This window comes from Pseudonocardia sediminis, assembly GCF_004217185.1.
GTDB classification, from domain to species: domain Bacteria; phylum Actinomycetota; class Actinomycetes; order Mycobacteriales; family Pseudonocardiaceae; genus Pseudonocardia; species Pseudonocardia sediminis.
The window spans coordinates 1,043,401-1,069,043 of the sequence record NZ_SHKL01000001.1 but is presented as its reverse complement, the minus strand read 5'-3'; the positions used below and the strand labels follow the sequence as shown (position 1 = coordinate 1,069,043).

The following is a 25,643-nucleotide window of genomic DNA, read 5'->3' as shown; positions in this document are numbered from 1 at the left end:
GGCCGGGCCCGACCGGTCACCGGGCTGGCTTGTTCCCGGACTTCTCGGCCTGCAGCCGCGCCTCCGCGCGCTGGGACTCGGCGCGGGTGTTGCGCTCGCGGCGCAGCCACTCGGGCTGTTCCTCCTTGATGGCCGCGATCTGGGCTGTCGTCAGCGGCTCGGTGATCTCGGCGCGGGCCAGGCCGGAGATCGACACGCCGAGCCGGTCCGCGACGACCGGGCGGGGGTGCGGGCCGTTCGCCCGCAGCTCGCGCAGCCACTCCGGCGGCTCGGCCTGCAGGGCGTCGAGCTCGTCACGGGAGACGACCCCGGCGCGGAACTCCTCGGGCGTCGCATCGAGGTGCACGCCGAGCTTCTTCGCCGCCGTCGCGGGCTTCATCGTCTGGGTCGACCTCTGCCGCGTCATGTGCGCAAGGATATCGCCGGCGATCCGGCCGATAGCCTGGGCCGGTGAGCGAGACCGGCGACAGCGCATCCTTCCGGCTCGGCTACGTCCCGGGCGTCACGCCGGGCAAGTGGGCGCGGATGTGGGCCGAGCGCCGCCCGGGAGTCCATCTCGAGCTCGTCGCGGCGACCACGGACGATGCGGTGGACCTGATCCGCACCGGCGCGGTGGACGCCGGCGTGGTCCGGCTGCCGATCGACCGGGACGGGCTGCACGCGATCCCGCTCTACACCGAGACCACCGTGGCCGTCGTGCCGAAGGAGCACGTCGTCACCGCGGCCGAGGAGATCACGCTCGCGGACCTGGCCGACGAGACCGTCCTGCGCCCGCAGGACGACACGCTCCCGTGGCCGGACGAGCGCCCGGGACGCCCGGCCACCTCCGACCCCGCGACGACGGCCGACGCGGTCGAGCTGGTCGCCGCGGGCGTCGGGCTGCTGGTCGTCCCGCAGTCGCTGGCCCGCCTGCACCACCGCCGCGATCTCACCTACCGGCCGCTGACCGACGCGCCGGGGTCGGGTGTGGTCCTCGCCTGGCCGGACGCGGAGAACACCGACCTGATGGAGGAGTTCATCGGGATCGTCCGCGGGCGCACGGTCAACAGCTCTCGCACCCCCCGCCGGGAGGACGCCCCGTCATCGGGACGCCCCGTCCCGTCGAAGAAGGGCGCCTCCCGACGCCGTCCGGCCCCGCGCCGCCGCTGACGGGTCAGAGCGACCAGGAGCGCAGCCACACCGTCTGCGGGGCCCTGCGCAGCTCGGACAGCGTCTCCTCGGAGAGCGGCGCGTCGGTGTCGGTGAGGACGTAGCCGTGCTCGCCCCGGGTCGACAGCGACTGGCCGACGACGTTGACCCCGGCGTCGGCGAGCAGCCGGTTGATGCCGGCCAGGACGCCGGGCTCGCTGGTGTGCAGGTAACCCGTCCGGAACGCGCCACCCGGCCGCGACGGCGCCACCTCCGGCAGGTTCACCGACAGCGCCGTGCCTCCCCCGGAGACGAAGCCGAGCAGCTTCTTGGACACGAAGTACCCGATCTCCTCCTGCGCCTCCTGCGTCGACCCGCCGACGTGCGGGGTGAGGATGACGTTGTCGAGGCCGCGCAGCGGTGACTCGAACACGTCGCCCTGCGCCTTCGGCTCGACCGGGAACACGTCGATCGCGGCTCCGGAGATGTGCCCGGACAGGATGTTCTCCCGCAGCGAGACGTCGTCGACGACCATCCCGCGCGAGGCGTTGATGAACACCGACCCGGGCTTCATCGTCGCGAACTGCTCGGCGCCGAACAGTCCCGCGTTCCCGGGCCGCCCGTCGACGTGCAGGCTGACGAAGTCGGACCGGGCCAGCAGGTCGTCCAGGGTCGGGACCCGCCGGGCGTTGCCGTGGGCGAGGCGGTCCGCGGTGTCGTAGAAGATCACCCGCAGGCCGACGGCCTCGGCGACGTTGGACAGCTGGGTACCGATGTTGCCGTAGCCGACGATGCCGAGCGTCCGTCCACGGATCTCGTGGCTGCCCTGGGCGGACTTGTCCCAGACGCCCTCGTGCATGCGCTGGGTCTTGTCCGGCAGACGGCGGGCCAGCGAGATGATCTCGCCGAGCACCAGCTCGACGACGCTGCGGGTGTTGGAGAACGGCGCGTTGAACACGCCGATGCCGCGGTCGACGGCGGCGTCGAGGTCGACCTGGTTGGTACCGATGCAGAAGCACCCCACCGCGAGGAGGTCCTTGCCCGCCTCGAGCACGTCGGCGGTGATCTTGGTGTTGGAACGGATCCCGAGCAGGGACACTCCCGACAGAGCGTCGGCGAGCTCGTCGCCGCTCAGCGAACCCGCGCGCGTCTCCACGTCGAAGCCCGCGTCCCGGAACGCCTCTGCTGCGGTCGGATGGATGTTTTCCAGCAGGAGAACCTTCACGCACCGCAGCGTAGACCGGGCCCGTCGTGTCCTCGGGCCCCGTTCCGGGGCGGCATCGCCCGCCACGCCTCCGACCTGCGACGACGCGACCAGGGTGAGGTGGCCGATTGCGCGACCGCCGGCACTCGGTCGCTTCGCGCGCGGCGCTGGTTCCCGATCGTTGTCGGGGGTGACCGCTACCGTGGACCCATGACAGCGGCTGTTCCCGAACCTGCTCCGCGGGCTGCGTCCTTCGCCGACGCGACACCGGCGCAGATCCGCGATGCGCTGGCTCCCGAGGACGCGACAGCCTTCGAACAGCAGTGGCGACGGCTGATGAAGCAGGCGACGGAGACCTTCGACCTGTCCGAGGTCGAGAAGGCACTCGCGGCATGGCGTATGACGGCGACGGTCACCGCAGCGCACGGCGTGGACACCTACCGAGCGATGTTGCACTCGTCGGGAGAGCGACTGCGGACCGGCGAGCGGGCTGCAGGAGCCGTTCCATGGAGTCAGCTCAAGGTCGAGCTCGGTCTGCCGGGGTGAACGTCCGTCGGCGGCTGAGAACCGGCCGTCCCGGTCCATGACCTACGCGCTGGACATCGACCCGGCGGCGCACGCGTCCATCGATGTCCTGCCCCACGACGCGCTCGCTGCCCTCGCCGAGGCGTTCACGCTCATGACGATCGACCCCTGGCTCGGGCCGCCGGTCGACGCCGAACGCAACCCGGACGGACCGGTGCGCAACCTGCCGTTCGGAACCGGCGGAATCATCACCTACCTGATCCTGGAGCGGGACCACCGCGTCGACGTCGTCCTGATCACCTGGACGGGATGACACCGCCGGGTGCGTCGACGTCACTGGACGATGAGTACTTCTTTCCCGAGAGCCGGGGCGACGAAGACCGGCGACGTCCGGGCGGCGAGGTGCATCATTGACCCATGGCCCCGGTGCTCGATTTCCTCTCGCACAACTGGTGGTTGTTCTTCGTTTTCGGCGGCACCATCGGCGGCGCGGTGAAGGCGGTCGCGGCGGCCAACGAACGGCGCGTCGTGCGACGTCAGGAGCGCTACCGGATCAAGCAGGAAACGAAGATCGCGATTGCACAGGCGAGAGCCCAGGACAATTCCGACGAGAAGACGCAACGCCGTCAGATCGACAAGTCGGTCGCCGAGCACGATCGGACCGACGCCGCCTGGTTCGCCTACGAGATCGACCCCGTCACCCTTCTCGACTTCCCGATGATGACGGACATGCGCGAACCCCTCACGGTCGACTTCCACAAGGCCCGGCGCCGCGCCGACCTGCTCCGGCCGTCGGACCCGCAGTCCCTCGTCGGGGACCGGCACGCCCAGGACGAGTACCGCGAGGCCGTGCACGCCTATGTGATCGCCTTCGACGTCGCGGAGGCCGAGGCGAAACGGCGTCGACGCGGCGGGTTCTCCCTCGACGAGCAGGAGCACCTGGTGCGGGCGCAGAGCCTGCTGCGGCTGGCGATGGACGGTGCGGCCACGCCGCAGGAGCGCCAGAACGCCTATCGGCGGGCGCAGAAGGAACTCGAAGGCCTGATGGTGCTGCCGCAGAGCATGCGGGCGCAGATCGAGCAGCGCGTCGCCGGGCAGATCGAGGCGTGATCATCACCGGGGCTGCGCACGACCGGCCGGCCTCGGCCAGACTGGGTTCATGGTCGACGTCTCCCGCACCCTCACCGTCCGCCCGGCCCTCCCCACGGTCGTCGAGTACCTGAAGGACTTCGCACGGGCGGAGGAGTGGGACCCGGGCACCGTCACCTGCGTGAAGATCACCGACGGTCCGGTGGGGCTCGGGACCGAGTGGCGCAACACCTCGGAGTTCCGCGGCAAGAACACGACCCTGGTCTACCGGCTCGAGGACATCGCCGACGACCGGCTGGTCTTCGTCGGGCGGAACAAGACCGCGACCTCGACCGACACCGTCACGTTCACCCCGCTCGACGACGGCGGCACGTCGATCACCTACCGGTCCGAGGTGGTGTTCCACGGTCTCGCGAAGCTCGCGGACCCGTTCATGAAGAAGGAGTTCGACCGCCTCGGCGACGAGCTGGTCCCCAAGATGACGACCGCTGTGAACAAGCTGCAGTGAGCACTGCGGGCGGCGCACCCGCGAAGTCCGGGGGCAGTCCCTTCATGCTGCTCCTGTTCTCCGTGGCGCTGATCCCCACCTTCGTCGTCGGGTCCGCGGTGGGAGCCGGGCCGGCGTCGGTCGTGGGCGGGTTCGTCGCGCTGTTCTCGCTGATCGCCTTCCTCGGCGGACCGCTGCGCCCGGACCTGCGCCTGGCCGCCGTCGTGAGCCCGGTGCTGCTGTTCTCAGCGATCGTGCCGCGGCTGCTGAGCGAGATCTCGCGGCCCGCGGCGATCGCGGTCGTCGTCGTGATCGTGTTCGTCGCGGCGCTGCTGCCGGTCCGGGGACCGCGATTCGTCACCGTCGGTCTCGGGCTGGGGATGGTGACGCTGTTCGCCTACGGCATGGCCCTGACCGGCCCGGCCGGGCCGTGGCAGGTCGTCGTCGCCGCGGTGACGGGTCTCGCGATCGCGGTCGTGCTGCGTGTCCTCTTCGGGGTGGCGGACCCGTCGAAGCCGACGCGGGAGAAGGTCGCCGACGTCCTGGACTCCGACTCCCCCGCCCTGGAGGCCGCGTTCGACACCTGGCTCTCCGACGGCCTCCGCCGCTGGCTCGGTGAGGCGCTCGGCGCCGCGTCCCGCTACCGCCTGGCGCTGCACTCGGCCGAGGCGACCGACCGGCCCGATCCGGAGGACGCCACCGGGGAGGCTCTCACCGGGATCCGCGCCCGCGCCCACGACGTCGCTGAGCGCCTGCGCGCGAAGAAGCCCGGGAGCGTCGACGACGCGGCCGGACCGGCTCCGGCCGGGTTCCTCGCCGACGCCGCGGCCGCACTCGACGCCGTCGAGCGGGCGTCGGCCGACCGGCGTCCCGACCGTGTGCCGCTGGACACCGACCGGCACCGCCGGGTGCGCGACGCGCTGCGGCGGCCCACGCTGCGGCTGCGCTCGATCCAGCTGCGGCACGCGGTGCGCACCGCGTTCGGGCTGCTGCTGGTCCTGGTGCTCACGGCCTACCTCCCGCCCGGCGACCCGCTCGTGGTGACCGCGCTGCTGACGACGTTCGGGATCCTGCAGGCCAGCTGGCGGGAGACGTTCGACAAGGCCCGGCCGCGGGTCGTCGGCCTGGTCGCCGGCGCGGTCCTGACGGTGCTGATCCTGCTGTTCGTACCGGCCGGCTACCTGCTCGCGGTCGCCGGCGTCGCCCTCGTCGCCGGGCTGTGGAACATGACCGCCCGCCCGGCGCTCGCCTACACGTTCATGGTGTGCGTGACGGTCGGGTTCAACACCTCCCTGCGACACCTCGACCCGGGCCGCACGCTCGTCGAGTACGCGGTCCTGACGCTGGCCGCGGTCGTCGTCGGCGTGGTCGTGGGGTTCGCCGTGGTCCCCGGCCTGCGGCCGGAGCCGCTGCGCGGACGGATCGTCACCGCCCGGACCGCGACCGTCGCCGCCCTCCGGGCGCTGGCCGACCCCGGTCGTTCCCGCGACGCCGACACGCTCGCCCTGCAGCGGAGGGCGACGCAGGCCCGCGCGGACCTCACCCCCGACCGCGAGAAGCTCGACGACGACCGGCTCGCCGACCTCGACCGGTTCCGCACCGCGCTGCGCGACCTGTCGGTCCTCGGCACCGCGACCGCGCTCGACCCCGACGCCGGGCCGGCGCGTCTCGGCGCCACTCTCGACGGCGCGGGGCCGGCCACCGGCGACGACGCCGCGACGGGCCGGCTCGCCGTCCTCGAACCGATGGTGGCGGGCCTGGCCGAGCCGGGTCCGCGACGCGGAGGCGCACCTGCTCGCCACGCTCCCCCGGGAGAAGCACGAACGGTCGTAGCGGCCCGGGAGGCGCACCGAGTTTGCGTCACCCCGCGGAGGGAAGGCGGCCTGCACCTCTGCGAAAGGAACCGTCATGGCCGACGACAAGCGCTTCAACGCGACCCCCGACAAGTCCGAGGACGAGACCGACGACGACACCGCCACCCCGGTGTCGTCGGAGGGCGAGGGCTCGACCGCCGGGATGTCAAACCCCGACCTGCACGGCGCCGCACGTGACGTCGCGGAGAACGCGGGGAACTCCGACGGCGACAACGCCGCCAAGACCGCCGGCGGCTGAGCCCGCCGCCGTCGTGACCGAACAGGCAAAGGCCGGCCTCTACGGCAGCAGCCTCGGGGCGAACATGCTCACCTCGGGCGTCGCCGAGCTGCTCGGTACCTTCGTCCTCGTCTACGGCGGCACCGCCGTGGCGACGGCCGCGTCGCTGGCCCGACCGGTGGCCGGGGTCCCCTACGACTCCCTGGCCACCCCGCTCGTGTTCGGGTTCGCACTGCTCGTGGTCGTCGCCGCGATCGGGCACGTCTCCGGCGGCCACGTGAACCCGGCCGTCACTCTCGGGCTGGCCGCGACCGGCCGGTTCCCCTGGCGCTTCGTCCCGGCCTACCTCGTCGCCCAGCTCGGCGGTGCGCTCCTCGGGGCCCTGGCCACGTGGGCGACGTTCGGCAACCCCGGCCGGGCCGACGCCGCGCTGGGCGCCACCGCGTTCGCTCCCGCCACCGGTATCGGGCAGGCACTGCTCGTCGAAGCGCTGGTGACGTTCCTGCTGGTCTTCGTCGTCGTGTCGGTGGCGACCGACGAACGCGTCCCCTCCGCCCTGGCACCCCTCGCGGTCGGCTTCGCCCTCACCGTGTCGGTCATGATCGCCGGACCGGTCACGGGTGGAGCCGTCAACCCGGTCCGCGCCCTCGGCCCGATGATCGTCTCGGGGAACCCGGCGAACTTCTGGGTCTACGTCGTCGGGCCGATCGCCGGGGGCCTCGTCGCCGCACTCGTGTACGACCGGTTCCTCGCCCGGGGAGCGACGCCGCAGTAGCTCCCGCCCACCGCCGGACACCCGGGGGTCAGGGCGACAGGTGCTCGAGGAACCAGTCACGCGCCGGAATCATGGACGCGTCGAAGCCCTTGACGTAGGCGTCGAAGTGCCCGCCCGGCAGGATGACCAGCTTCTTGGGCTCACGGGCCTTCTGATACGTCGCCAGGGCCAGCTCGGTCGGGGTGAGGACGTCGTTCTCGGCGACGAGCACGAGCAGCGGGGTCGGGCCGATCCGCTCGACGATGCCGTCCGGCTTGTACTCGGAAAGCAGCTCGACCGAGCGCAGGGTGATCTCGTTGCGCCAGGCCGGTGCGCGCTCGGTGTGGGTCTCGGTGAACCACGTCCAGGAGTCCGGGGTGGGCATCGCGGCCGGGCCCAGGGGGTCCTCGGAGACGGCGGGCACCATCGCCGGCGGCTCGCCCCGGAACCGTGCCTCGCGGTCGGCGTCGAACATGTCGCGGAAGCCGCCGATGAAGTCGGACCGGACCAGCGACCGGATGTTCTCGTAGCCGTCGACCAGCGGGACCTGGGACACGACGGCCTTCACCCGCTGGTCGAACGCACCGACGGTGAGCACGTGGCCCCCGGAGTAGCTGCTGCCCCAGATGCCGACCCGGTTCCGGTCGACCTCGGGCAGCGTGAGCGCGTAGGTGATGGCGTGGCGGTAGTCGCGCACCTGCTGAACGGGGTCGATCTCCTGGCGGGGCTCGCCGTCGCTGGCACCGAAGTTGCGGTTGTCGAACACCAGCGCGCCCAGCCCGGCCTCGGAGAACGCGGCGGCGTACTTGTCGAGGTACATCTCCTTGACCGCCGACAGCCCGTGCGCCATGACGATCACCGGCGCGGTGCCGCTCACGCCCTCGGCCGGGTAGAACCAGCCCCGCAGTGTCGTGCCTTCGGCGTCGAACTCGATGTCGCGTCGGGTCATCGTGGGTCCTCCACTCGGGTCGTGACGACCGGCCGGAGCCTCAGCCCCGGGTCGCTGTGACCCCAGTCTCGGTGCCGGGACGCGCGGGGCGTTGAACCGCAGCGACAGGCCCTTGCACGGACGCGCCATCCGCCCGGCCGGTCCGCGCCACCTCCCGGTACTCGCTCGGCGAGCTCCCGTAGTGCGCCTTGAACGTCCGGCTGAAGTGGCTGGTGTCGGAGAACCCCCAGCGGTGTGCGATCGACGACACGGGCAGGTCACCGTCGGTGAGATCTTCGCGCGCTCGGGCCAGGCGCCGCACCCGCACCACCTCGCCCACGGTCTGGCCGGTGGCGTTGAAGATCCGGTTCACGGTGCGGACCGAGACGCCGTGCGCGCGGGCGATGGCCGCGGGGGTGACGGCGGCGTGCAACAGGTGCCGTTCGATGTAGCGGTCCATCGCGTCCCTCAGCGCGGGCTGCGCCATGGTCGTCGTCGGTGTGTCGACACCGGCCCGCAGGGCCCCGACGAACAGCTCCAGCGTGGCGTTGCGCGCGGCCCTGACCGACTGCGGGCCGAGGTCGGGGAGGGCGACGCCGAGGCTGTCCAGGTAGGACGTCAGGAGGCGGGTGGCGGGCTTCGTCCCGTCGAGCCTCACCCCGCCCGAGGTCCACACCCGCCCGCCGACCTCGTCCAGCGCGGCGCGGGGGATCAGCAGGCTCCGCTTGGACAGCGGCTCCGACACGGCGAACCGGGCCGGCGCGGTGCTGTCCCAGACCACGGCGTCACCGGGCCGGAGCCCCGCCTCGGCGTCACCCTGCGCGACCGTCTCGCGCCCGGCCAGGGTGATCAGCACGACGACGAACTCGCCGTCGGTGCCCGCGAGCTCGCGACGGGTGCGCGTCCCGGAGCACGGACCGCACGTGCAGTCGACGAGCGCGAGGTCGTCGATCCACCACCGCCGGACCGCCGCCTCGAACAGCACGGCACCGGTTTCGGGACGGGGTACGGCGACCGACCACGGCAGGTGGGTGGCCGAGAGCATGTCCCGCCACTGCTCGGCCACATCGCCCGGCTCGTCCCCGGTCCGCCAGGACTCCTCGTCTCCCGCCACGACCGACCCTCCGCCCGACAACACTGTCCGACCACGTCAGGTGAACCACGGTAGAGAGCGGAGAGGGCCCTCACCAGGCCCGGGACGGCCCGTGTGAGCGGTGATGATCGTCGAGGTCCGGAGCCGGACCATGGACGAAAAAGAAAAGCCGGGACGAAGTCCCGGCTGGTCAGAGTGGGTGGAGCTGAGGGGATTCGAACCCCTGACCCCTTGACTGCCAGTCAAGTGCGCTACCAGCTGCGCCACAGCCCCTTGCGATGAAAAGAACCTTACAGGGCGCTCCGGAGCCGTCGGAATCGGGGTCGCCACCACCTCCGACCGGGCCTAGCGTGATCGTCGTGCACCCCCTCGACATCGGACGTCTGGTCACCCTCGGCGACACCGCCGTCTCCCCCGACGGCACGCGGATCGCGTTCACGGTCCAGCGCGTCGACCTGGAGAACAACCGCTACCGCAGCGCGGTCTGGCTGGCCGCCGCGGACGGCGGGAGCGCTCCGTACCAGCTCACGAAGGGTGAGTACGGAGACGGCGAGCCGGTGTGGTCGCCGGACGGGACACGGCTGGCGTTCACCAGCGGTCGGGGCGAGGACGTCGAGGGGGCTGCGCTGCGGATCGTGCCGGTCGGCGTGCCCGGCGAGACGGTCACGGTGTGCGAGCGGGTCGAGGCGATCTCGGAGGTGGCGTGGTCGCCGGACGGGGCGCGGATCGCGTTCGTCTCGCGGGAACGCACCGCCCGCTACGGGCCGAAGGACGAGCGGGCGCGGGAGCCGCGGCGGATCGACCGGCTGTTCTCCCGTCTCGACGGCGAGGGCTGGATCATCGACCGGCCGTCGAGCGTGTTCGTGGTCCCGGTCGACGGGTCGGCGCCGCCGCGGGTCGTCGCGGGCGGGCCGTTCGAGCACTCGGCGCCGGCGTGGTCGCCGGACTCGCGCACGCTGGCCGTCGTCGCGGCCCGCGAGCCCGGCTGGGACCTGCGCGAGCACGAGGACCTCTACCTCGTCGACCCGGACGCGGAGCCGGGGACGGCGCCGCGCCTGCTCTCGACCTCGGGGCGGTCGCACCGGCTGCCGTCGTTCTCCCCGGACGGCACCCGGATCGCGACGCTGGTGAACGACAGCCGGGTGGTGCCGGCGCACGCGTCACCGGCCGTCGTCGACGCGCGGACCGGGACCGAGCGGGTGCTCGCCGACGGCCTGGACCGGACGTGCGCCCCGTTCCCCGGCGCGCGCTCCCCGATCTGGGACGGCGAGGACCTGCTGTTCTCGATCGAGGACCGGGGCAACGTGCACCTCTACCGGGTGTCCACCGAGGGGCCGGGTGAGGGGTCGGGCGAGCCGGAGCGGGTGCTCGGCGGCGACCGCACCGTGTCCGGCGTGGACACCGCAGGCGGCACGACGGCGTTCCTGTCGTCCACCTCGTCGCGGCTCCCCGAGCTGTACGTCCTCGACGCGGACGGCACCGAGCGGCGGATCACCCACCTCACCGACTCGTTCCACGCCGCCGTGCCGAGCCCCGACCCGTCCTACCTCGCGGTGCCCTCCCCCGCCGGGGACGGCGACGTCGACACGTGGGTGCTGCTCCCCGACGGCGACGGACCGGCGCCGGTCCTGCTGTCGATCCACGGCGGGCCGATGTCGCAGTACGCGACGACGTTCCTCGACGAGTTCCGGCTGTGGAACGCGGCCGGGTACGCCGTCGTCTGGTGCAACCCGCACGGCTCGACCGGGTTCACCGAGAACTGGGCCCGGGCGATCCGCGCACCGGAGGCGCCGGAGAAGCCGGGCACCGGGTGGGGCGGCATCGACGCCGACGACGTCGTGGCCGCCCTGGACGGCGCGCTGGCGGCGTTCCCGCGCCTGGACGCCGACCGGGTCGGTGTGCTCGGCGGCTCCTACGGCGGGTTCCTGACGAGCTGGCTCGTCGGGCACTCCGACCGGTTCGCCGCGGCGTGCAGCGAGCGCGCGGTGAACAACCTGGAGTCGGCCGAGTGGAGCTCGGACATCGCGGCGTGGTTCCGCTGGGAGATCGGTGTCGACCACGTCGAGCACCCGGAGGTCTACCGCCGGATGTCGCCGGTGACCTACGTCCGCGCGATCGAGACGCCGCTGCTGATCCTGCACTCGGAGAACGACCTGCGGTGCCCGATCGAGCAGGCCGACGCGCTGTTCGTGCCGCTGCGGATGCTCGACAGGCCGGTCGAGTACTGGCGGTTCCCGGAGGAGAGCCACGGGCTCTCCCGCGGTGGTTCGCCGCGGCACCGGGTGGCGCGGGCGCGGATCATCCTCGACTTCTTCGCCCGCCACCTCGGCGGAGCGGCACCCGACGAGGTGCCGACGGGATGACCTAGACGACCCGGTCGCGGGAGCGGACCGCGAGCCACACCGACGTCGCCGCGGACAGGGCCACGAGCACCGCGAGCGGGGTCGCCAGCTCCGTCACGTCGACGAACGACGTGGTCAGCAGCGGCGCGGCGAACCCGACGTAGGCCCAGGTGTAGAACAGCCCGTTGCACGCGCCGCGGGTGGCCGGGGTGGACACCCGCGCGACGAGGACGAGTCCGGCGTTGAGACAGAGCCCGCCGCCGGCGCCGAGCAGGACGCCGGCCAGGAACGTCAGCGGCACGGCCTGGGCGAACCCGGACACGATGCCGACGGCGTAGCCGAGCGCACCGAGCCCGGCCCCGACCGGACCGCAGCGGGTGCCGAGCCGGTGCGCGAACGGCTGCACCAGCGTCCCGGTGCCGAGTGTGGCCGCGGACAGCACACCGGTGAACACGACCAACGACGACCGGTCGGCGAGCAGCAGCGGCAGCACGGTCACCGCCACCGAGGGGAACGCATAGACGCAGATCGCGGTGGGCACCGTGACGCGGGCGAACAGCCGTCGTCCCGGCACCGTCAGCCTCGGCCGGGGCAGCCAGCCCGCGCCGTCGCGGGCACCGGGCCCGGGCGTCCCGAGGCCGACAACCGCCAGCGCCCCGGCCAGGGCGACCGCCACGAGCGCGGCGTGCACCAGATAGGGCAGCGTCAGCGGCGCCGGTCCGTACCCGGCGAGCAGCCCGGACGTCAGCGGGCCGAGACAGAACCCGCCGGTCTGCGCGATCGACGCGCGCCGCGCCGCCGTCGACGCCCGGGCGGGTCCGGCCAGGTCCTGCAACCACGCACTCCCGACGCTGAACACCGCCCCGGACGCGAGGCCCTGCACGAACCGGGCCACGAACAGCACGGCCAGCGACTGCGACCCGAGCAGGAACAGCAGCGACGCCGCCCCGACCAGCACGGTCAGCGGGAGCAGCACCCGCACCCGCCCGAGGCGGTCCGACGCCGGCCCACCGAGCAGCAGCGACGGCGCGAGCCCGAGCGCGTACACGCCGAAGATCGCGGTGAGCACGGTCGGCGAGAGGTCCAGGGTGTCGCGGTAGATCAGCAGCAGCGGGGTCGGGACGTTCGTCCCGAACGCGGCCGCGAACAGCAGTCCACACGCGACCCACCACACCCGCTGCCCGTCGTCGCGCACCCGGGCATCATGCCGGTCCGCGGGTTCCGGCCCTAGGGCGAGCGGCGCGGGCGCCGCGGGGGCGGCGACGAGACGCTGCCCCGGGCCAGCAGGGCCGCGGGGATGCCGTGGTCGGCGCGCAGGCGCCGCAACGCCGGTTCGGAGTTCCAGAACTCCGCGAAGCCCTCCGCCCCGAACTTGTCCGCGATCACGTGCATCGCGATGTCGTGACGCACGTACTCCACCGCGACCAGCACGACGGCCGGGTCGTCGGTGTAGACACCCCACGCGTCGCCGTTGACGACGCCGCCGATCACGGCCTGCTCCCGGTCCGCGGCCACCACCAGCAGGCGGCAGCCGATGTTGTCCAGCACCACCTCGGGGCGGGAGAAGCGGTGCATGGTGGTCGACCCGACCGGCTCCGGGTCGTCACCGAACACGACGACCGAGACGTCGACACCCTCGGTCTCGGCCCGCCGGGCGAGCGGCTTGAGCGGGGTGAGCTCGTCGGGCCAGGCGGAGACGAACAGCTCCCCCCGGGCCGCGGCCACGACGTCCTCGGCGCGTTCGAGCAGCGACGTCCGGTCGGCCAGGCTGTGCACCAGGCGGACGTCCGGCGGCGAGGCGACCTGCGGCAGCTCCGAGCTCAGGACATCGATCGAGCGGTCGAACTCGCGGCGCATCCGGTCCAGCAGCGCCGCGGGCGGCAGCGGCAGGTACCCGACGCTCGCCTCACCGGCGCGCACCTCGTAGGCGGCGCCGCGCCCGACGAGCTTGCCGAGCGTCTCGTAGACGGTGCTGCGCGGGACACCGGAGCGCTTCGCGACCTCGTAGCCGTTCAGCGGCGAACCGGCGGCCACGAGCGCCACGTAGGCCTTCGCCTCGTACCCGGACATCGAGAGCCGGACCAGTTCGTCGACGACGCTCTGCTGAGACATCCGCGCATCCTGTCACTGTCCGTACCGCCGTTCGTGGGATGGCCCCACAAACTCGACCGACACCGACGCCGGAGAGCGGCGTGTCGTGGACGACGACGCTACGACCGGCGGAAGCCGCCCGTCCACGTCGTACACGTCAGACGTCCGTACGGTGGCTGTCCGGTCGGCCCGGCCGGCGCCCTGACCTGCGCGGACGATCATGGCTCACCGTCGGCGGGGTGCTAGTCGTCGCCGCAGCGACGTCGTGTCCGGCGCCGTCAGATCAAGGCCTGGTAGGCCCCGCCGTCGACCTGGAGCCCGGCACCGGTGAGGTAGCCGGCCTGCTGCGAGCACAGGAACGCCACGACCGACCCGAAGTCCTCCGGAGCGCCGAGCCGACCGGCCGGGATCGTCGCCAGCGCCGCGCTCAGGGCGTCGGGGTCGGGCAGGGTGCTGCGGACCCGGTTCGTCTCGTGCAGGCCGGGCTGCGCGGCGTTGACGGTGACGCCGTCGGCGGCGATCTCACGCGCGAGCGTCCGCAGGAACCCGGTCGCCCCGGCGCGGGCGGTGTTGGACAGCGCGAGATTCGGGTACGGCTGGCGCACGCCGAGCGAGGTGATCGCGACGATCCGTCCCCACCCCTGCGCGCGCATCCCCGGCGTCGCGGCCAGACACATCCCGACGACGGCGAGCAGGCTGCGGTCGATCGCGGCCTGGTAGTCGGCCAGCGCGGTGTCCGACACCCGCCCCGGCGCCGGACCCGGCCCGTTCACCACCAGGATGTCGAGCCCGCCCATCCGCTCGGCGGCGCCGGTGACGAAGCCGGCCGCGGCGTCGGGGTCGGTGAGGTCGACGGTCATCGCCTGCGTGCCGTGGCCCAGCCGCTCGGCCGCGGCCCGGGCCCGGTCGGCGTCGGAGCTGCACAGCATCACCTGCACACCCTCGGCGACCAGCGCGGCCGCGCTCGCGTACCCCAGCCCGGTGCTGGCCGCGGCCACGGCCGCACGCCGGCCGGCGATCCCCAGGTCCATGTGCGGCCCCTCTCCTCGGGTCGGGCACCGTCGCCCGGACCCGGCGCCGAACGTACCGCCGCCGACCGATGCGCGACGCCGCCGCGCGGGGCACGATCCGATCATGACCACACCCGACATCACGGCCGAGCTCGCCGCCCTGCGCCACCGTCTCGACGTCCTGGAGTCCCGCGAGGAGATCCGGAGCCTGCGTGCCCGGTTCCACGACCACGTCAACACCGACCGGTGGGACGAGATCGGCGACCTGTTCTCCACCGGCGCCGAGCTGGACTACGACTACCTGGGCTCGTCGTCCGGGCGGCAGGCGATCGGCGAGTTCTTCGGTTCCATCCCGCGCCTGCTCCCCGACGGCGACGGCGGGCCGTTCGTCCGCCAGTTCATCCACGCCCACGAGATCGAGGTCGACGGCGACACCGCGACCGGCACCAGCCACATGTTCGCCACCCCCGTCTACCACGGGCAGAGCTTCCTGGTCAGCGCGCGTTTCGCCGACGTCTACGGCCGGCACGACGGTGTGTGGTTCTTCGACTCGGTGACGATGCGGATCTGGTACTCGGTGCCGCTGGAGCAGGGCTGGGCGGGCGCGGAGCGTCACCACATGCGGCTGGAGGCCTAGTCCATCCGGTGAGACAGCGCTCACACATGCACCGGATTTGATGCGACCCTCGACGCCGTGTCCGGGGCGCACCACGCGCCCCGCACGAGTCACCGAGGAGAGCCAGCATGACCACCGGAACAGCAACGAAGCTGTGGGCGCTCGACGGCGCCAAGTTCACCCTCGACCGCGGGCTGCTCGTGGTCGGCGGGACCGGAGAGATCCACCTGCCGGTGCCCACCTACCTGATCCAGCACCCGCGGGGGCTGGTGCTGTGCGACACCGGCCTGGCCCCGGAGTCGATCGACGACCCGTTCGGCACCTACGGCGAGCTCGCCGACCACATCGGCCTGGACTTCTCCTCGGAGCTGCGGGTCGACCAGCAGCTCGCCGTCGTCGGCTTCAAGCCCGACGACATCACCCACGTGATCATCTCCCACTCGCACTTCGACCACACCGGGGGCATGAAGCTGTTCCCGAACGCCCGCTTCTACATCGGGGCGCAGGACCTGCCCTACGCCTACTGGCCGATGCCCGCGGCCACGCCGTTCTTCCGGACGGCCGACATCGACCCGGTCCGCGACGTCGAGTGGCACCCGCTGACCGGCGATCTGGACCTCTTCGGCGACGGGGCGATCCAGATCCTGATGCTGCCCGGGCACACACCGGGCAACACCTCCACTCTGGTCCGCCTGCCGAACCAGAGCGTCATGCTCACCGGCGACACCGTGCACGTGCCGGAGGCCCTGGAGAACGACCTGCCGATGCCCTCGGACTACTCGACGCTGGACGCGGTGCACTCGATCCGGCGGATGAAGCAGATCGCGCACGCGCACGACGCGGAGATCATCATCCAGCACGACTTCGACGACTGGAACAAGCTCAAGGCGATCGGCGAGGCGATCTCCTGATGGCGCTGCTCGTCGAGTACGGCTGCCCGGAGTGCGGCACGCGCACGGACCGGTGGGTGAGCCGGCCGCTGCCGGAGACCGCCGACTGCGGCCGCTGCGCGGGGACGGCGCGACGGCGGTTCGGCGGGGCACTGCTCACCCGCTCCCCCGCACCGTCGGCCGGTTCGCCCTCCTCCGGCGACGGGCGCACCCCGGCCGGGGGCTGTGGGCACGGTGCCGGTGTCCCCGGGACCTGCACGCTGACGCCGACCGCGGCGCGGATGCTCTCGGCCCGGGTCCGCGGGGACAACCGCGCCCTGGATCGCGAGATCGCCCACCAGGAGTCCGCGATCAAGGCCGGGACACTGGACCCCGCCGCTCCGGTGACGACCCAGTACAGCGGAGGTCCCCTGGCCACACAGTGACCCCGGAGGCAGATCTCAGTCCGGGTCGGTGATGGAACGCATCGCCGCGGCCGCCTCGTCCAGGATCGCGCGCATCGCGGTCTCGGCGGCCGCGGCGTCGCCGGCGCGGACGGCCTCGGCGACGTCGGCGTGCAGGCGGATCGCGGCCGGTTCCGGGACCGGCGGCATCAGGTGGTGCCGGGTGCGCCCGGCCAGGACCTCGGCCACCGTCCCGTCCATCGCGGCGATCATCTCGTTGCCCGACGCCGCCAGCAGCGCGGTGTGGAACCGGACGTCGGCGACGAGGTAGGCGTCGAGGTCCCCGCCGCGGCCGTGCACGGCCATCTCCATCACCGCGCCGGTCAGCTCACCGCACTGCTCCGGCGTGGCCCGCTGTGCGGCCAGGGCCGCGGCGACCGGCTCGATGCCGTGGCGCAGCTCGGACAGCGAGCGCAGCTGGGCGTCGCGGTCCGGGCCGTCCAGGCGCCAACGCACGATCCGCGGGTCGTGCACGTTCCACCGCTCGCGCGGCGCGACGGTGACCCCCACCCGTCGCCGGCTGCGCACCATCCCCATCGACTCCAGGACCCGGACGGCCTCGCGCACGACGGTCCGCGAGACGCCGAAGCGCGCCCCCAGCTCCTCGGCGCTGAGCACCTGCCCGGCGCCCAGCTCACCGCCGACGACGAGCGCGCCGAGCCGGTCGACCAGTCCGGCGTGCAGCCCCGGTGCCGTCTCGCTCACGCCGACGATCGTGGCACACGGACGTCGATACACATGCTCTTATTCAATCCAGAGTTGAATAAGTAGTACTTATGACGCACTCTGGTCGACGGTTCCGTCACCATGGAGGTCCGAGCCGTGCACACCGTTCTGCTGGCGGCCGAGGCCGTCGCCCCCGCCGCATCCGGTGGACGACTGGTCGTCGCCGCGCTCGTCGGCATCGCCGCCCTCGTCCTGCTGATCACCCGGTTCTCGCTGCACCCGTTCCTGGCCCTGACGATCGGCTCACTGCTGGTCGCGGCCGTGGCGGGACAGGCGATGGACGACGCCGTGGAGAGCTTCACGACCGGCTTCGGCGACACCGCGGCGAGCGTCGGCACGCTGATCGCGCTCGGCGCCATGTTCGGCAAGCTGCTCGCCGACTCCGGCGGTGCGGACCGCCTCGTCGACACGATCGTGGGGAGGTCCGGCCCGCGGACGCTGCCGTGGGCGATGGCCGGCGTCGGGGCGCTGATCGGGCTGCCGATGTTCTTCGAGATCGGCCTCGTGATGCTGATGCCGGTGATCTTCCTGGTCGCCCGGCGCGCGCAGGTCTCGGTGATCGCGGTCGGGATCCCGGCGCTGGCCGGGCTCTCGGCGATGCACGGCCTGGTGCCGCCGCACCCCGGCCCGCTGGCCGCGATCGGGGTGCTGAACGCCGACCTGGGCATCACGCTGCTGCTCGGCGTCGTCGTCGCGATCCCGGTGATCGCGCTGTCCGGGCCGGTGTTCGCCCGGTTCGCCGCCCGCTGGGTCGACGTCGCGCCGCCGGCGCTGTTCGCCGGGCGCGACGAGATGGCGGCCGCCGGGTCCGGCTCCGGTGACGGGACCGCGCTGCGGACCGGCTCCGGTGGTGGGGAGCCCGACGCCCCCGAGGCTCCCCGCCCGAGCTTCGGGATCACGCTCGCCACGGTGCTGCTGCCGGTCGCGCTGATGATGGCGAAGGCCGTCGCCGACCTCGTCGCCTCCGAGGGCACGCTCGCCCGCTCGGCACTGGACTTCGTCGGCACCCCGCTGGTCGCGCTGCTGATCTCGGTGCTGGTCGCGGCGTTCACGCTCGGCCGCGGAGCCGGGATGGGCGTGCGCGCGGTGTCGAAGACGCTCGAGAACGCGCTCCCGCCGATCGCCGGCATCGTCCTGATCGTCGCCGCCGGCGGCGGGTTCAAGCAGACCCTGGTCGACACCGGGATCGGGCAGCTGATCGCCGACTGGGCCACCGGCGCCGGTATCTCGGTGCTGTTCCTCGGCTGGCTCGTGGCGGTCGCGATCCGGCTGGCGACCGGCTCGGCGACGGTCGCGACGGTGACCGCGGCCGGGATCCTCGTGCCGCTGCTGTCCACGCTCGACCCGGCCCAGACGTCGCTGCTGGTGCTGGCCATCGGCGCCGGCTCGCTGTTCTTCTCCCACGTCAACGACGCCGGGTTCTGGCTGGTCAAGGAGTACTTCGGGCTCACCGTCGGCCAGAACATCCGGACCTGGTCGATCATGGAGACGCTGATCTCGGTCTTCGGCCTGGTGTTCGTGCTGCTGCTCGACCTGGTCGTCTGACCCCTCGTGCGCGGATATCGCCGCCCTGGCGACGATATCCGCGCACGGGCGCCGGAGGCGCTACACGACCAGCTCGGCGCGGGCCTCGGAGACGGGGCCCGCGCCGACGTCGTCGACGGCCCGGCGCAGCCGTCGCACGGCCTCGGCCAGCACCGGCTCGGGGTGGGTGAACGGCAGCCGCAGCCGGTCCTCGAACGACCGTCCCGGCCCGAACCGCGGTCCCGGCGCGAGGCTCAGCCCGTGCCGCGGGGCGACCGCGCAGAGCGCCGTGGACATCTCCGTCCCGAGGTCGCACCACAGCATCAGCCCGCCGTCGGGCACCTCCACCCGCCAGTCCGGGAACTCCGCGGCGATCTCGGCGACCAGGCGGCCCCGCTGGGCCCGCAGCGGCCCGATCCGCTCGGCCCGCAGGTCCTCCAGCGCGTCGAGGACCTCGATGCCGATCAGCTGCTCCAGCACCGGCGGTGAGATCTGCGCGCGGGCGAGACGGCGCCGCATCCGGGCGGCCGGCTCGCGCGCGGCCCGGATCCACCCCAGCCGCAGGCCGCCCCAGGCGATCTTGCTGACCCCGCCGACCGTGACGACGTCGCCCCCGCGCGGGGCGTGTGCCGCGACGGGTCGCGGCCCGTCGGGTGGGCCGTCGCGCAGGTCGAGGTCGACGAACGTCTCGTCGACGATCGCGACCACGTCCAGGCGGGCCAGGCGCTCCACCAGCCGGGCCCGGGCGTCGTCGTCGAGGAGGGCGCCGGTCGGGTTCTGGAAGTCGGCCATCAGGTAGGCGACGCGGGCGGCGGTCTGGCGGGCCGCGCGCGGCAGCGCGGTCTGCACCGGGTCCCGGTCGAGTGCCACCGGGACCGGGCGGGCGCCGGCGTCGTCGATGACGTCCAGCACGGCGGGGTAGGTCGGGTGCTCGACGAGGACGCGGTCCCCCGGCCCGGCGAGCTCGCCGAGGGCGGTGCCGATCGCGTGCAGCGCCCCGCCGGTCACCACGATCTGGTCCGGGTCGGTCGGCAGCCCGCGGGCGGCGAAGCGGTCCGCGACCCGCTCGCGCAGTGCGAGCAGTCCGTCCGGGCCGTACCCGTGCCCGGCCAGCTCGGCGTCGAGCCGGTCCATCGCCCGGCGCACCAGCTCCGCCATCAGCTGCGGGGCCGGCGGGGCGGCGTGGGTGAGGTCGATGACGCCGCCGCGGACGGGCCCGGGCACCCATGCCCCGTCGGCGCGCAGCGGGCCGTCCGGGAGCCGCACCCACGTCCCGGAGCCCTGCCGCGCGTCCGCCCAGCCGTTCTCGCGCAGCTCGCCGTAGGCGTGGGTGACGGTGACCCGGCTCAGCGACAGCTCAGCGGCCAGCGCCCGCTCGGCGGGCAGCCGCGTGCCGGACGGCAGCCGGCCGTCGTCGACCAGGACCCGGACCGCCGCGGCCAGCTCCCGGTAGGCGGGTCCGCGCCCGGACCGCACGTCCCCGAGCAGGGACGCCAGCCGCGCCGCACCGATATGACCACTGCCGATCAAGGCCACTTCCCGTCGATTGGACCGATGACGCCGTGCCACTCGCCACGGCAGCATGCCATTCCGTGACGATCGATCCCACCGCGAGGAACGCGACCCGCTGGTCGCTGAGGATGCCCCGGCGCACGCGACGGCTGACCCAGCTCGTCCTGGGCCTGGTGGCGTACGCGTTCTCGATGGCCCTGATGCTGCGGGCGGGACTGGGGGCGATGCCGTGGGACGTGCTGCACCAGGGCGTCGCGCTGCGCACCGGGCTGAGCATCGGCGCGACCACGGTCCTGACCGGCGTGGTGGTGCTCCTGCTGTGGGTCCCGCTGCGCGAGCGGCCGGGGATCGGGACGGTCGCGAACGTCGTGGTCATCGGCGCGACCGTGGACCTCGCGCTGGCCGTCGTGCCCGACCCGGACGCGCTCGGGTGGCGGATCGGGTTCGCCGCCGCCGGGATCGTGCTCAACGCCGCGGCGACGGCCGCCTACATCGGCGTCGGGCTCGGGCCCGGCCCGCGGGACGGGCTGATGACCGGGCTCGCGGCCCGGACCGGCTGGTCCGTCCGGCTGGTCCGGACCGCGATCGAGGTCGCGGTCGTGCTCACCGGCTGGCTGCTCGGCGGCACGTTCGGAGTGGTGACGGTGGCCTACGCGCTGGGCGTCGGACCGCTCGTGCAGTGGTTCCTGCCGCGGTTCACCGTGGACCTCAGGCCGCGCCGGTCGCGTTCTTGAGCCAGTCGCTGTCGTTGAGCTCGATCGCCTTCCCGTTGACCAGGACGGTCGGGGTGGACAGGCGCCCACCCGGGGCGACCGCCTGGTCGCCGGCGGCGTCGTCGGTCGCCTGGGTGATCGCCCCGGCGTCGCCGTTGCCGGTCACACAGCCGGCGAAGTCGCCCTGCGCGCCGAGCTGCTGACCGATCGTCGCCAGCTCCTGGGCGGTCTTGCCGGCCCCGCCCTCGGAGGGCTGCTCGGCGAAGAGCCGCGAGTGGAACGCGGGCCAGATGCCGGCGTCGGCGGCGCAGAGACCGGCGTTGCCGGCCAGCGTGGAGTAGCCGGCCGGGTTGCTGCGCTCGTTCAGGATCGCGATCACGTGGTAGTTGACCTTGATCTTGCCCTCGTTCAGCGCGGCGGTGATCTCGTCACCGTAGATCCGCTCGAACTGCTGGCAGGCCGGGCAGAGGAAGTCCTCGTAGACGTCCACGGTGACCGGAGCGCTCGCGGCACCCGAGGTGACGACGGTGCCGGACCGGCTCGACTGGTACGTCGGCGCGACCGGGGCCGCGGTGCTGCTGGTCGAGCTCGTCTGCCACGCGTAGAACAGGCCCGCGACCAGCGCGACGACCAGGATCACCGCCGCGATCACCAGGCCCTGCTTGCCACCGCCGCCACCGGTGCTCTTCTTCGTGGGCGTGATGCCCGCCGCCGAGAGCCGGGCCTGGGCCGCCTCGCGCCGCTCGCGCTCGCTCCGACCACTCATCGCGGGTTCCTCCCCGTTCCGGCCGGTTCGGACCGGCCCTGCGTCGTCGGCCCGCCGTCGTCCGCGGGCCCGTCGTCTCCGTCGTACACGTCCCCGCTGCGGTCCCAGCGCCGGTCCAGCGCGAACCGGGTGCGCGGGCGCACCACCAGCCATCCGGCGAGCGCCAGGAACCCGAGGTCCCGGACCAGCTCGGTGCCGTAGGCCTCCTCACCCGGCTCGACCGCCCCGCCGCCGCCGAAGCAGCCGCAGTCGATCGAGAGCCCGCGCGCCCACGCCTGGCCGAGACCGGCCAGGAACACCAGGAGCAGCAGCGCCGAGACCACGGCCGCCGCGCGCGTCCCGGCCCCGGCGAGCAGCAGCGCGCCCAGGGCCAGCTCGAACACCGGCAGCACGGCCGCCACGACCGGCACCACGCCGACCGGCAGCACGTCGTAGGCGTCCACCGCGACCGCGGTCTGGATCGGGTCGGCGATCTTCACCGCGCCGGAGACGATCCAGATCCCGGCGAGCCCGAGCCGCACGAGCGTGCCCACGACATCGAGGATCCGTGCGCGGTTCACCCGGCCGAGCCTAGCGATCGCCACGTCGGCGCCGTCGCGCCGGTGCCGCGGCGACTAGAACTCCTCGCGGGCCGACTCCTGCTCCAGCACGGCGTCGAGGTCGGAGAGCCGGTTCATCGTCGCCACCGCGCGGGCGGTGCGGTGGTTCGCGGCGAGCAGCTTCTCGTTGCGGTGGACCCACTGCCAGTACCCGGCGGTGAACGGGCAGGCCTTCTCCCCCACCCGCACCTTCGGGTCGAAGGCGCAGCCGCGGCAGTGGTCGGTCATCCGGTTCAGGTAGGCCCCGCCTGCGGAGTAGGGCTTCGTCGCCATCGCCCCGCCGTCGGCGTGCTGGCTCATCCCGATCACGTTCACCGGCATCACCCACTCGAAGCCGTCGACGAACGCGGTGGCGAACCAGTCGTTGAGCTCGGCCGGGTCGTAGCCGCGCTGCGCGGCGTGGTTGCCCAGGATCATCAGCCGCGGTATGTGGTGGGTCCAGCCGCGGTCGCGCACCCCCTCCAGGGCACCGCCCAGGCACTTCGCGGTGACGGCGTCGGCGTCGAGCGAGGTCCACCAGTCCGGCAGCGACGTGTGCGAGCCCAGGGCGTTGCGGCGCGTGTACTCGCGTCCGAAGCGCCAGTAGAGCTGCCAGACGTACTCCCGCCAGCCCAGCACCTGCCGGACGAACCCCTCCACGCTGGCCAGGCTCGCGTTGCCGTCGCGGTAGGCCTGCTCGGCGGCGTGCACGGCGTCGAGCGGGTGCAGCACCCCGTAGTTGAACGGGACCGACAGCAGCGAGTGGGCCATCGCCCAGTCCTGCTCCATCACCGCGTCCTCGTACGGGCCGAACGCGTCCAGGCGGTACTCGACGAAGTGCGCCAGCGCGGCCTGCGCCTCGTCGTGGGTGACGGCGAACAGCCTCGGCCCGTCGACGCCCACGGTGGGGTTCCCGGCCTCGTCCAGGTCGGCGCGGACCTGCTCGTCGATCGCGTCCTCGGTCGGCTGCCACGGACCCGGGACGTCGAGCGAGCGCTGCCCCTTCGGCGGGGGCTCGCGGTTGTCCGCGTCGAGGTTCCACTTCGCGCCGACCGGCTCGTCGCCGTCCATCAGCACGTCGAAGCGCCGGCGCTGGGTCCGGTAGAAGTCCTCCATCCGGAACGTCTCGCGGTCGCCCGCCCATTCGTCGAACTCGGGCTGCGACAGCGCGAACGACGGGTTCGGCCGGACCTCGGTGACCAGGCCCTCCTTCACGAACCGCTGCACCATGTCCGAGGCCGGGAACGACGTCGGCTGGTGCACCACGACCGGGCGCCCGAACTGCTCCAGCGCCTCCCGGTACGTCCGGGTCCGCAGGTAGGTGACCCGGTCACCGAGCTCGTCGGCGAGATGCCGCATCCCGGACAGCATCAGGTGCAGCTTCTGACGGTGGAACGGCTTGCGGCCCAGCGCCCCCGACGACTCGACCATCACGATCTCGCGGCCGGCGAACTCCTCGGTGTCCCACACGTGACGTCCGAGCTGGTCACCGAAGAGCCACAACGGGGGTTCCGACATCGGATCAGTGTGTGGGCGCGCCGCCCACGCCGCGACCCGGCGAGTGACCGGCGCCGCGCTGCGTCAGCTCGTGCCCGGCGTGATCGCGGCGGGCGCCACCCACCCGGTCGGCACGCTGATCGGCGTCAGCACGGCCTGACGGGTCCCTACTCCTCGACCGTGATCACGCGGGCCGGGCAGACGTGCGCGGCGTCGCGGACGGCCTCCGCGTCACCCTCCCCCGGATTCTCGTTGAGCACCTCGACGAAGCCGTCGTCGTCCTGGTCGAACACGTCCGGGGCCGTCACCACGCACTGTCCGGCGCCGATGCACATGTCCTTGTCGACCGTCACCTTCATGCCCATCAGAATGCCACCGGCAGCTCGTGCACGCCGTACACGGCCATCTCCTCGCGGAACCGGATCTCGGAGTCCGGCACCGTGACCCGCAGGTCCGGGAACCGCTGCAGCAGGGCCGGGTAGGCGATCTGCAGCTCGATCCGGGCCAGCGGCTGGCCCAGGCACTGGTGGATGCCGAACCCGAACGCGACGTGCTGGTTCGTGCCGCGCGTGATGTCGAGGTCGTCGGGGTGGGAGTACTTCTCCGGGTCCCGGTTGGCGGCCTCGGCGGCCAGGATGACGCCCTCGCCCGCCCGGATCAGCGTCCCGTCGACCTCCACGTCCTCCAGCGCGACGCGGCGACGTCCGACGTGGGTGACGGTGAGCACCCGCAGGAGCTCCTCCACCGCGGAGCGCACGGTGGCGGTGTCGCCGTCGCGCACGAGTGCGGCCTGGTCGGGGTGGTGGAGCAGGGTCAGCGTGCCGAGACCGATCATGTTCGCGGTCGTCTCGTGCCCGGCGACGAGCAGCAGGAACGCCATCGCGCTGACCTCGGAGATCTCCAGCTCGCCGGCGTTCACCCGGGCGCCCAGGCGCGAGATCAGGTCGTCGGTCGGGTTCTTCCGCTTGGCCTCGGCCAGCTCGTCGAGATAGCCCTGCAGCGCATCGAGCGCGGCGACGACCTTCTCCTCGCCCGAGGTGAGGTCGAGCAGGGCGTGGCTCTGCTCCTGGAAGAAGGCGTGGTCGGCGTAGGGCACGCCGAGCAGGTGGCAGATCACCAGCGACGGCAGCGGCAGCGCGAACGCCTGCACCAGGTCGGTCTCCCGCGGCCCCGCCTCCATCGCGTCGAGCAGCTCGGTGACCGTCTGCTCGATCAGCGGCCGCAGCGTCTCGATCCGGCGGACGGTGAACTCGCCGATCAGCATCTTGCGCAGCCGGGCGTGGTCCGGGTCGTCCATGAAGATGAACGACGGGCGCTGCCGGTCCTGGCGGATCTTCCGCGACGCCGCGACCGTCGGATAGCCGTCGCGGTAGGGGTCGGAGCTGAAGCGCGGGTCGGCGAGCACCGAGCGCACGTCGGCGTAGCGGGTGAGCAGCCACGGCGTGCTCCCGTCCCAGATCCGGGCGCGGGTGATCGGCTCGTCGGCCTGCAGCCGGCCCAGCTCGGCCGGCGGGCTGTACGGGCACTCCCGGGCCATCGGGTACGACGTCTGCGCCTGCTCGGACACCTCTGTGGTGGTCATGTGGTGCACCTCTCCTCGCTCCACCCAGAACGTTAGCAATGCATCGTTTCGTCA

At 73.0% G+C, this 25,643-nt stretch carries 27 protein-coding genes and 1 tRNA gene; 13 read left to right on the top strand and 15 right to left on the bottom strand.

Translation table 11 applies throughout. The features are described 5' to 3' along the window. Window positions 1-16: 16 nt before the first annotated feature. Window positions 17-406: a DUF5997 family protein gene (locus EV383_RS05230; protein ID WP_130288852.1), complete on the bottom strand. Its 390-nt coding sequence runs from the start codon at window positions 404-406 to the stop codon at window positions 17-19. Window positions 407-450: 44 nt separating this feature from the next. Here EV383_RS05230 and EV383_RS05225 point away from each other — a divergent pair, with 44 nt between their 5' ends. Further along, window positions 451-1,149 carry a LysR family substrate-binding domain-containing protein gene (locus EV383_RS05225; protein WP_341273702.1) on the top strand — a complete coding sequence of 233 codons (699 nt, stop codon included), beginning with the start codon at window positions 451-453 and terminating at the stop codon, window positions 1,147-1,149. A gap of 4 nt (window positions 1,150-1,153) precedes the next feature. Here EV383_RS05225 and serA read toward each other — a convergent pair whose 3' ends face one another. Then, window positions 1,154-2,353, bottom strand: coding sequence for a phosphoglycerate dehydrogenase (gene serA, locus EV383_RS05220; protein WP_130288851.1), 1,200 nt, complete (start codon window positions 2,351-2,353; stop codon window positions 1,154-1,156). A 189-nt stretch (window positions 2,354-2,542) separates the two neighbouring features. Between serA and EV383_RS05215 the strand changes: the two genes are divergently transcribed. The 6 genes from EV383_RS05215 to EV383_RS05190 all read left to right on the top strand — a co-directional run bounded on the left by EV383_RS05215 (window position 2,543) and on the right by EV383_RS05190 (window position 7,299). Then, complete coding sequence (locus EV383_RS05215; protein WP_130288850.1) at window positions 2,543-2,878, top strand: DUF6247 family protein; 336 nt, start codon at window positions 2,543-2,545, stop codon at window positions 2,876-2,878. A 37-nt stretch (window positions 2,879-2,915) separates the two neighbouring features. After that, on the top strand, window positions 2,916-3,170 hold the full coding sequence (locus tag EV383_RS05210; protein ID WP_130288849.1) for a hypothetical protein: 255 nt from the start codon (window positions 2,916-2,918) through the stop codon (window positions 3,168-3,170). Between the two features lie 104 nt (window positions 3,171-3,274). Then, entirely contained in the window at window positions 3,275-3,967 is a 693-nt protein-coding gene (locus tag EV383_RS05205; protein ID WP_130288848.1) for a hypothetical protein, read from the top strand. 49 nt (window positions 3,968-4,016) lie between these two features. Then, window positions 4,017-4,454, top strand: coding sequence for an SRPBCC family protein (locus EV383_RS05200; RefSeq protein WP_130288847.1), 438 nt, complete (start codon window positions 4,017-4,019; stop codon window positions 4,452-4,454). Further along, window positions 4,451-6,484 carry an FUSC family protein gene (locus tag EV383_RS05195; protein ID WP_130288846.1) on the top strand — a complete coding sequence of 678 codons (2,034 nt, stop codon included), beginning with the start codon at window positions 4,451-4,453 and terminating at the stop codon, window positions 6,482-6,484. The genes EV383_RS05200 and EV383_RS05195 overlap by 4 nt, the downstream gene beginning before the upstream one ends. A gap of 74 nt (window positions 6,485-6,558) precedes the next feature. After that, window positions 6,559-7,299: an MIP/aquaporin family protein gene (locus EV383_RS05190; protein ID WP_242622906.1), complete on the top strand. Its 741-nt coding sequence runs from the start codon at window positions 6,559-6,561 to the stop codon at window positions 7,297-7,299. 28 nt (window positions 7,300-7,327) lie between these two features. On the opposite strand, the gene EV383_RS05185 is transcribed toward EV383_RS05190, so the two are convergent. The 3 genes from EV383_RS05185 to EV383_RS05175 all read right to left on the bottom strand — a co-directional run bounded on the left by EV383_RS05185 (window position 7,328) and on the right by EV383_RS05175 (window position 9,572). Further along, window positions 7,328-8,227, bottom strand: coding sequence for an alpha/beta hydrolase (locus EV383_RS05185; RefSeq protein WP_130288845.1), 900 nt, complete (start codon window positions 8,225-8,227; stop codon window positions 7,328-7,330). A gap of 40 nt (window positions 8,228-8,267) precedes the next feature. Beyond that, on the bottom strand, window positions 8,268-9,320 hold the full coding sequence (locus EV383_RS05180; protein WP_130288844.1) for a helix-turn-helix domain-containing protein: 1,053 nt from the start codon (window positions 9,318-9,320) through the stop codon (window positions 8,268-8,270). Between the two features lie 179 nt (window positions 9,321-9,499). Beyond that, a tRNA-Ala gene (locus tag EV383_RS05175) sits at window positions 9,500-9,572 on the bottom strand. A gap of 86 nt (window positions 9,573-9,658) precedes the next feature. Between EV383_RS05175 and EV383_RS05170 the strand changes: the two genes are divergently transcribed. Beyond that, window positions 9,659-11,662 (top strand): S9 family peptidase, encoded by a 2,004-nt coding sequence (locus EV383_RS05170; RefSeq protein WP_130288843.1) that lies wholly within the window; start codon window positions 9,659-9,661, stop codon window positions 11,660-11,662. Window position 11,663: 1 nt separating this feature from the next. Here the strand turns inward: EV383_RS05170 and EV383_RS05165 are convergent, their stop codons facing one another. The 3 genes from EV383_RS05165 to EV383_RS05155 form a co-directional block, all read right to left on the bottom strand. Next, window positions 11,664-12,836 carry an MFS transporter gene (locus tag EV383_RS05165; protein WP_165438240.1) on the bottom strand — a complete coding sequence of 391 codons (1,173 nt, stop codon included), beginning with the start codon at window positions 12,834-12,836 and terminating at the stop codon, window positions 11,664-11,666. Between the two features lie 32 nt (window positions 12,837-12,868). Further along, window positions 12,869-13,753 carry a TrmB family transcriptional regulator gene (locus EV383_RS05160; protein ID WP_130288841.1) on the bottom strand — a complete coding sequence of 295 codons (885 nt, stop codon included), beginning with the start codon at window positions 13,751-13,753 and terminating at the stop codon, window positions 12,869-12,871. 257 nt (window positions 13,754-14,010) lie between these two features. Beyond that, entirely contained in the window at window positions 14,011-14,763 is a 753-nt protein-coding gene (locus EV383_RS05155; RefSeq protein WP_130288840.1) for an SDR family oxidoreductase, read from the bottom strand. Window positions 14,764-14,866: 103 nt separating this feature from the next. On the opposite strand from EV383_RS05155, the gene EV383_RS05150 reads away from it, so the two are divergent. The 3 genes from EV383_RS05150 (at window position 14,867) to EV383_RS05140 (ending at window position 16,673) form a co-directional block, all read left to right on the top strand. After that, window positions 14,867-15,379 (top strand): nuclear transport factor 2 family protein, encoded by a 513-nt coding sequence (locus EV383_RS05150; protein WP_165438239.1) that lies wholly within the window; start codon window positions 14,867-14,869, stop codon window positions 15,377-15,379. Between the two features lie 107 nt (window positions 15,380-15,486). Then, window positions 15,487-16,269 (top strand): N-acyl homoserine lactonase family protein, encoded by a 783-nt coding sequence (locus EV383_RS05145; protein ID WP_130288838.1) that lies wholly within the window; start codon window positions 15,487-15,489, stop codon window positions 16,267-16,269. Further along, the gene (locus EV383_RS05140; protein ID WP_130288837.1) at window positions 16,269-16,673 is read left to right on the top strand and encodes an FmdB family zinc ribbon protein; all 405 of its coding nucleotides are present in this window, start codon (window positions 16,269-16,271) and stop codon (window positions 16,671-16,673) included. The genes EV383_RS05145 and EV383_RS05140 overlap by 1 nt, the downstream gene beginning before the upstream one ends. A 15-nt stretch (window positions 16,674-16,688) precedes the next feature. On the opposite strand, the gene EV383_RS05135 is transcribed toward EV383_RS05140, so the two are convergent. After that, a complete protein-coding gene (locus tag EV383_RS05135; protein ID WP_130288836.1) occupies window positions 16,689-17,396 on the bottom strand; it encodes a FadR/GntR family transcriptional regulator in 708 nt (235 codons plus the stop codon). 129 nt (window positions 17,397-17,525) lie between these two features. On the opposite strand from EV383_RS05135, the gene EV383_RS05130 reads away from it, so the two are divergent. Next, on the top strand, window positions 17,526-18,962 hold the full coding sequence (locus EV383_RS05130; RefSeq protein WP_423213686.1) for a GntP family permease: 1,437 nt from the start codon (window positions 17,526-17,528) through the stop codon (window positions 18,960-18,962). A 60-nt stretch (window positions 18,963-19,022) separates the two neighbouring features. On the opposite strand, the gene yczR is transcribed toward EV383_RS05130, so the two are convergent. Beyond that, window positions 19,023-20,471 carry a MocR-like transcription factor YczR gene (gene yczR / locus EV383_RS05125; RefSeq protein WP_165438238.1) on the bottom strand — a complete coding sequence of 483 codons (1,449 nt, stop codon included), beginning with the start codon at window positions 20,469-20,471 and terminating at the stop codon, window positions 19,023-19,025. 110 nt (window positions 20,472-20,581) lie between these two features. Between yczR and yczE the strand changes: the two genes are divergently transcribed. Further along, window positions 20,582-21,187, top strand: a complete 606-nt coding sequence (gene yczE, locus EV383_RS05120; protein WP_207223744.1) for a membrane protein YczE — start codon at window positions 20,582-20,584, stop codon at window positions 21,185-21,187. On the opposite strand, the gene EV383_RS05115 is transcribed toward yczE, so the two are convergent. The 5 genes from EV383_RS05115 to EV383_RS05095 form a co-directional block, all read right to left on the bottom strand. Continuing rightward, window positions 21,162-21,932, bottom strand: a complete 771-nt coding sequence (locus EV383_RS05115; RefSeq protein WP_130288832.1) for a DsbA family protein — start codon at window positions 21,930-21,932, stop codon at window positions 21,162-21,164. The genes yczE and EV383_RS05115 overlap by 26 nt on opposite strands. Continuing rightward, entirely contained in the window at window positions 21,929-22,492 is a 564-nt protein-coding gene (locus EV383_RS05110) for a MauE/DoxX family redox-associated membrane protein (RefSeq protein WP_242622904.1), read from the bottom strand. The genes EV383_RS05115 and EV383_RS05110 overlap by 4 nt, the downstream gene beginning before the upstream one ends. Before the next feature lie 54 nt (window positions 22,493-22,546). After that, complete coding sequence (locus EV383_RS05105) at window positions 22,547-24,028, bottom strand: cryptochrome/photolyase family protein (protein WP_130288831.1); 1,482 nt, start codon at window positions 24,026-24,028, stop codon at window positions 22,547-22,549. 146 nt (window positions 24,029-24,174) lie between these two features. After that, window positions 24,175-24,366, bottom strand: a complete 192-nt coding sequence (locus tag EV383_RS05100) for a ferredoxin (RefSeq protein WP_130288830.1) — start codon at window positions 24,364-24,366, stop codon at window positions 24,175-24,177. 5 nt (window positions 24,367-24,371) lie between these two features. Next, the gene (locus tag EV383_RS05095) at window positions 24,372-25,589 is read right to left on the bottom strand and encodes a cytochrome P450 (RefSeq protein ID WP_130288829.1); all 1,218 of its coding nucleotides are present in this window, start codon (window positions 25,587-25,589) and stop codon (window positions 24,372-24,374) included. Between the last annotated feature and the right edge of the window lie 54 nt (window positions 25,590-25,643).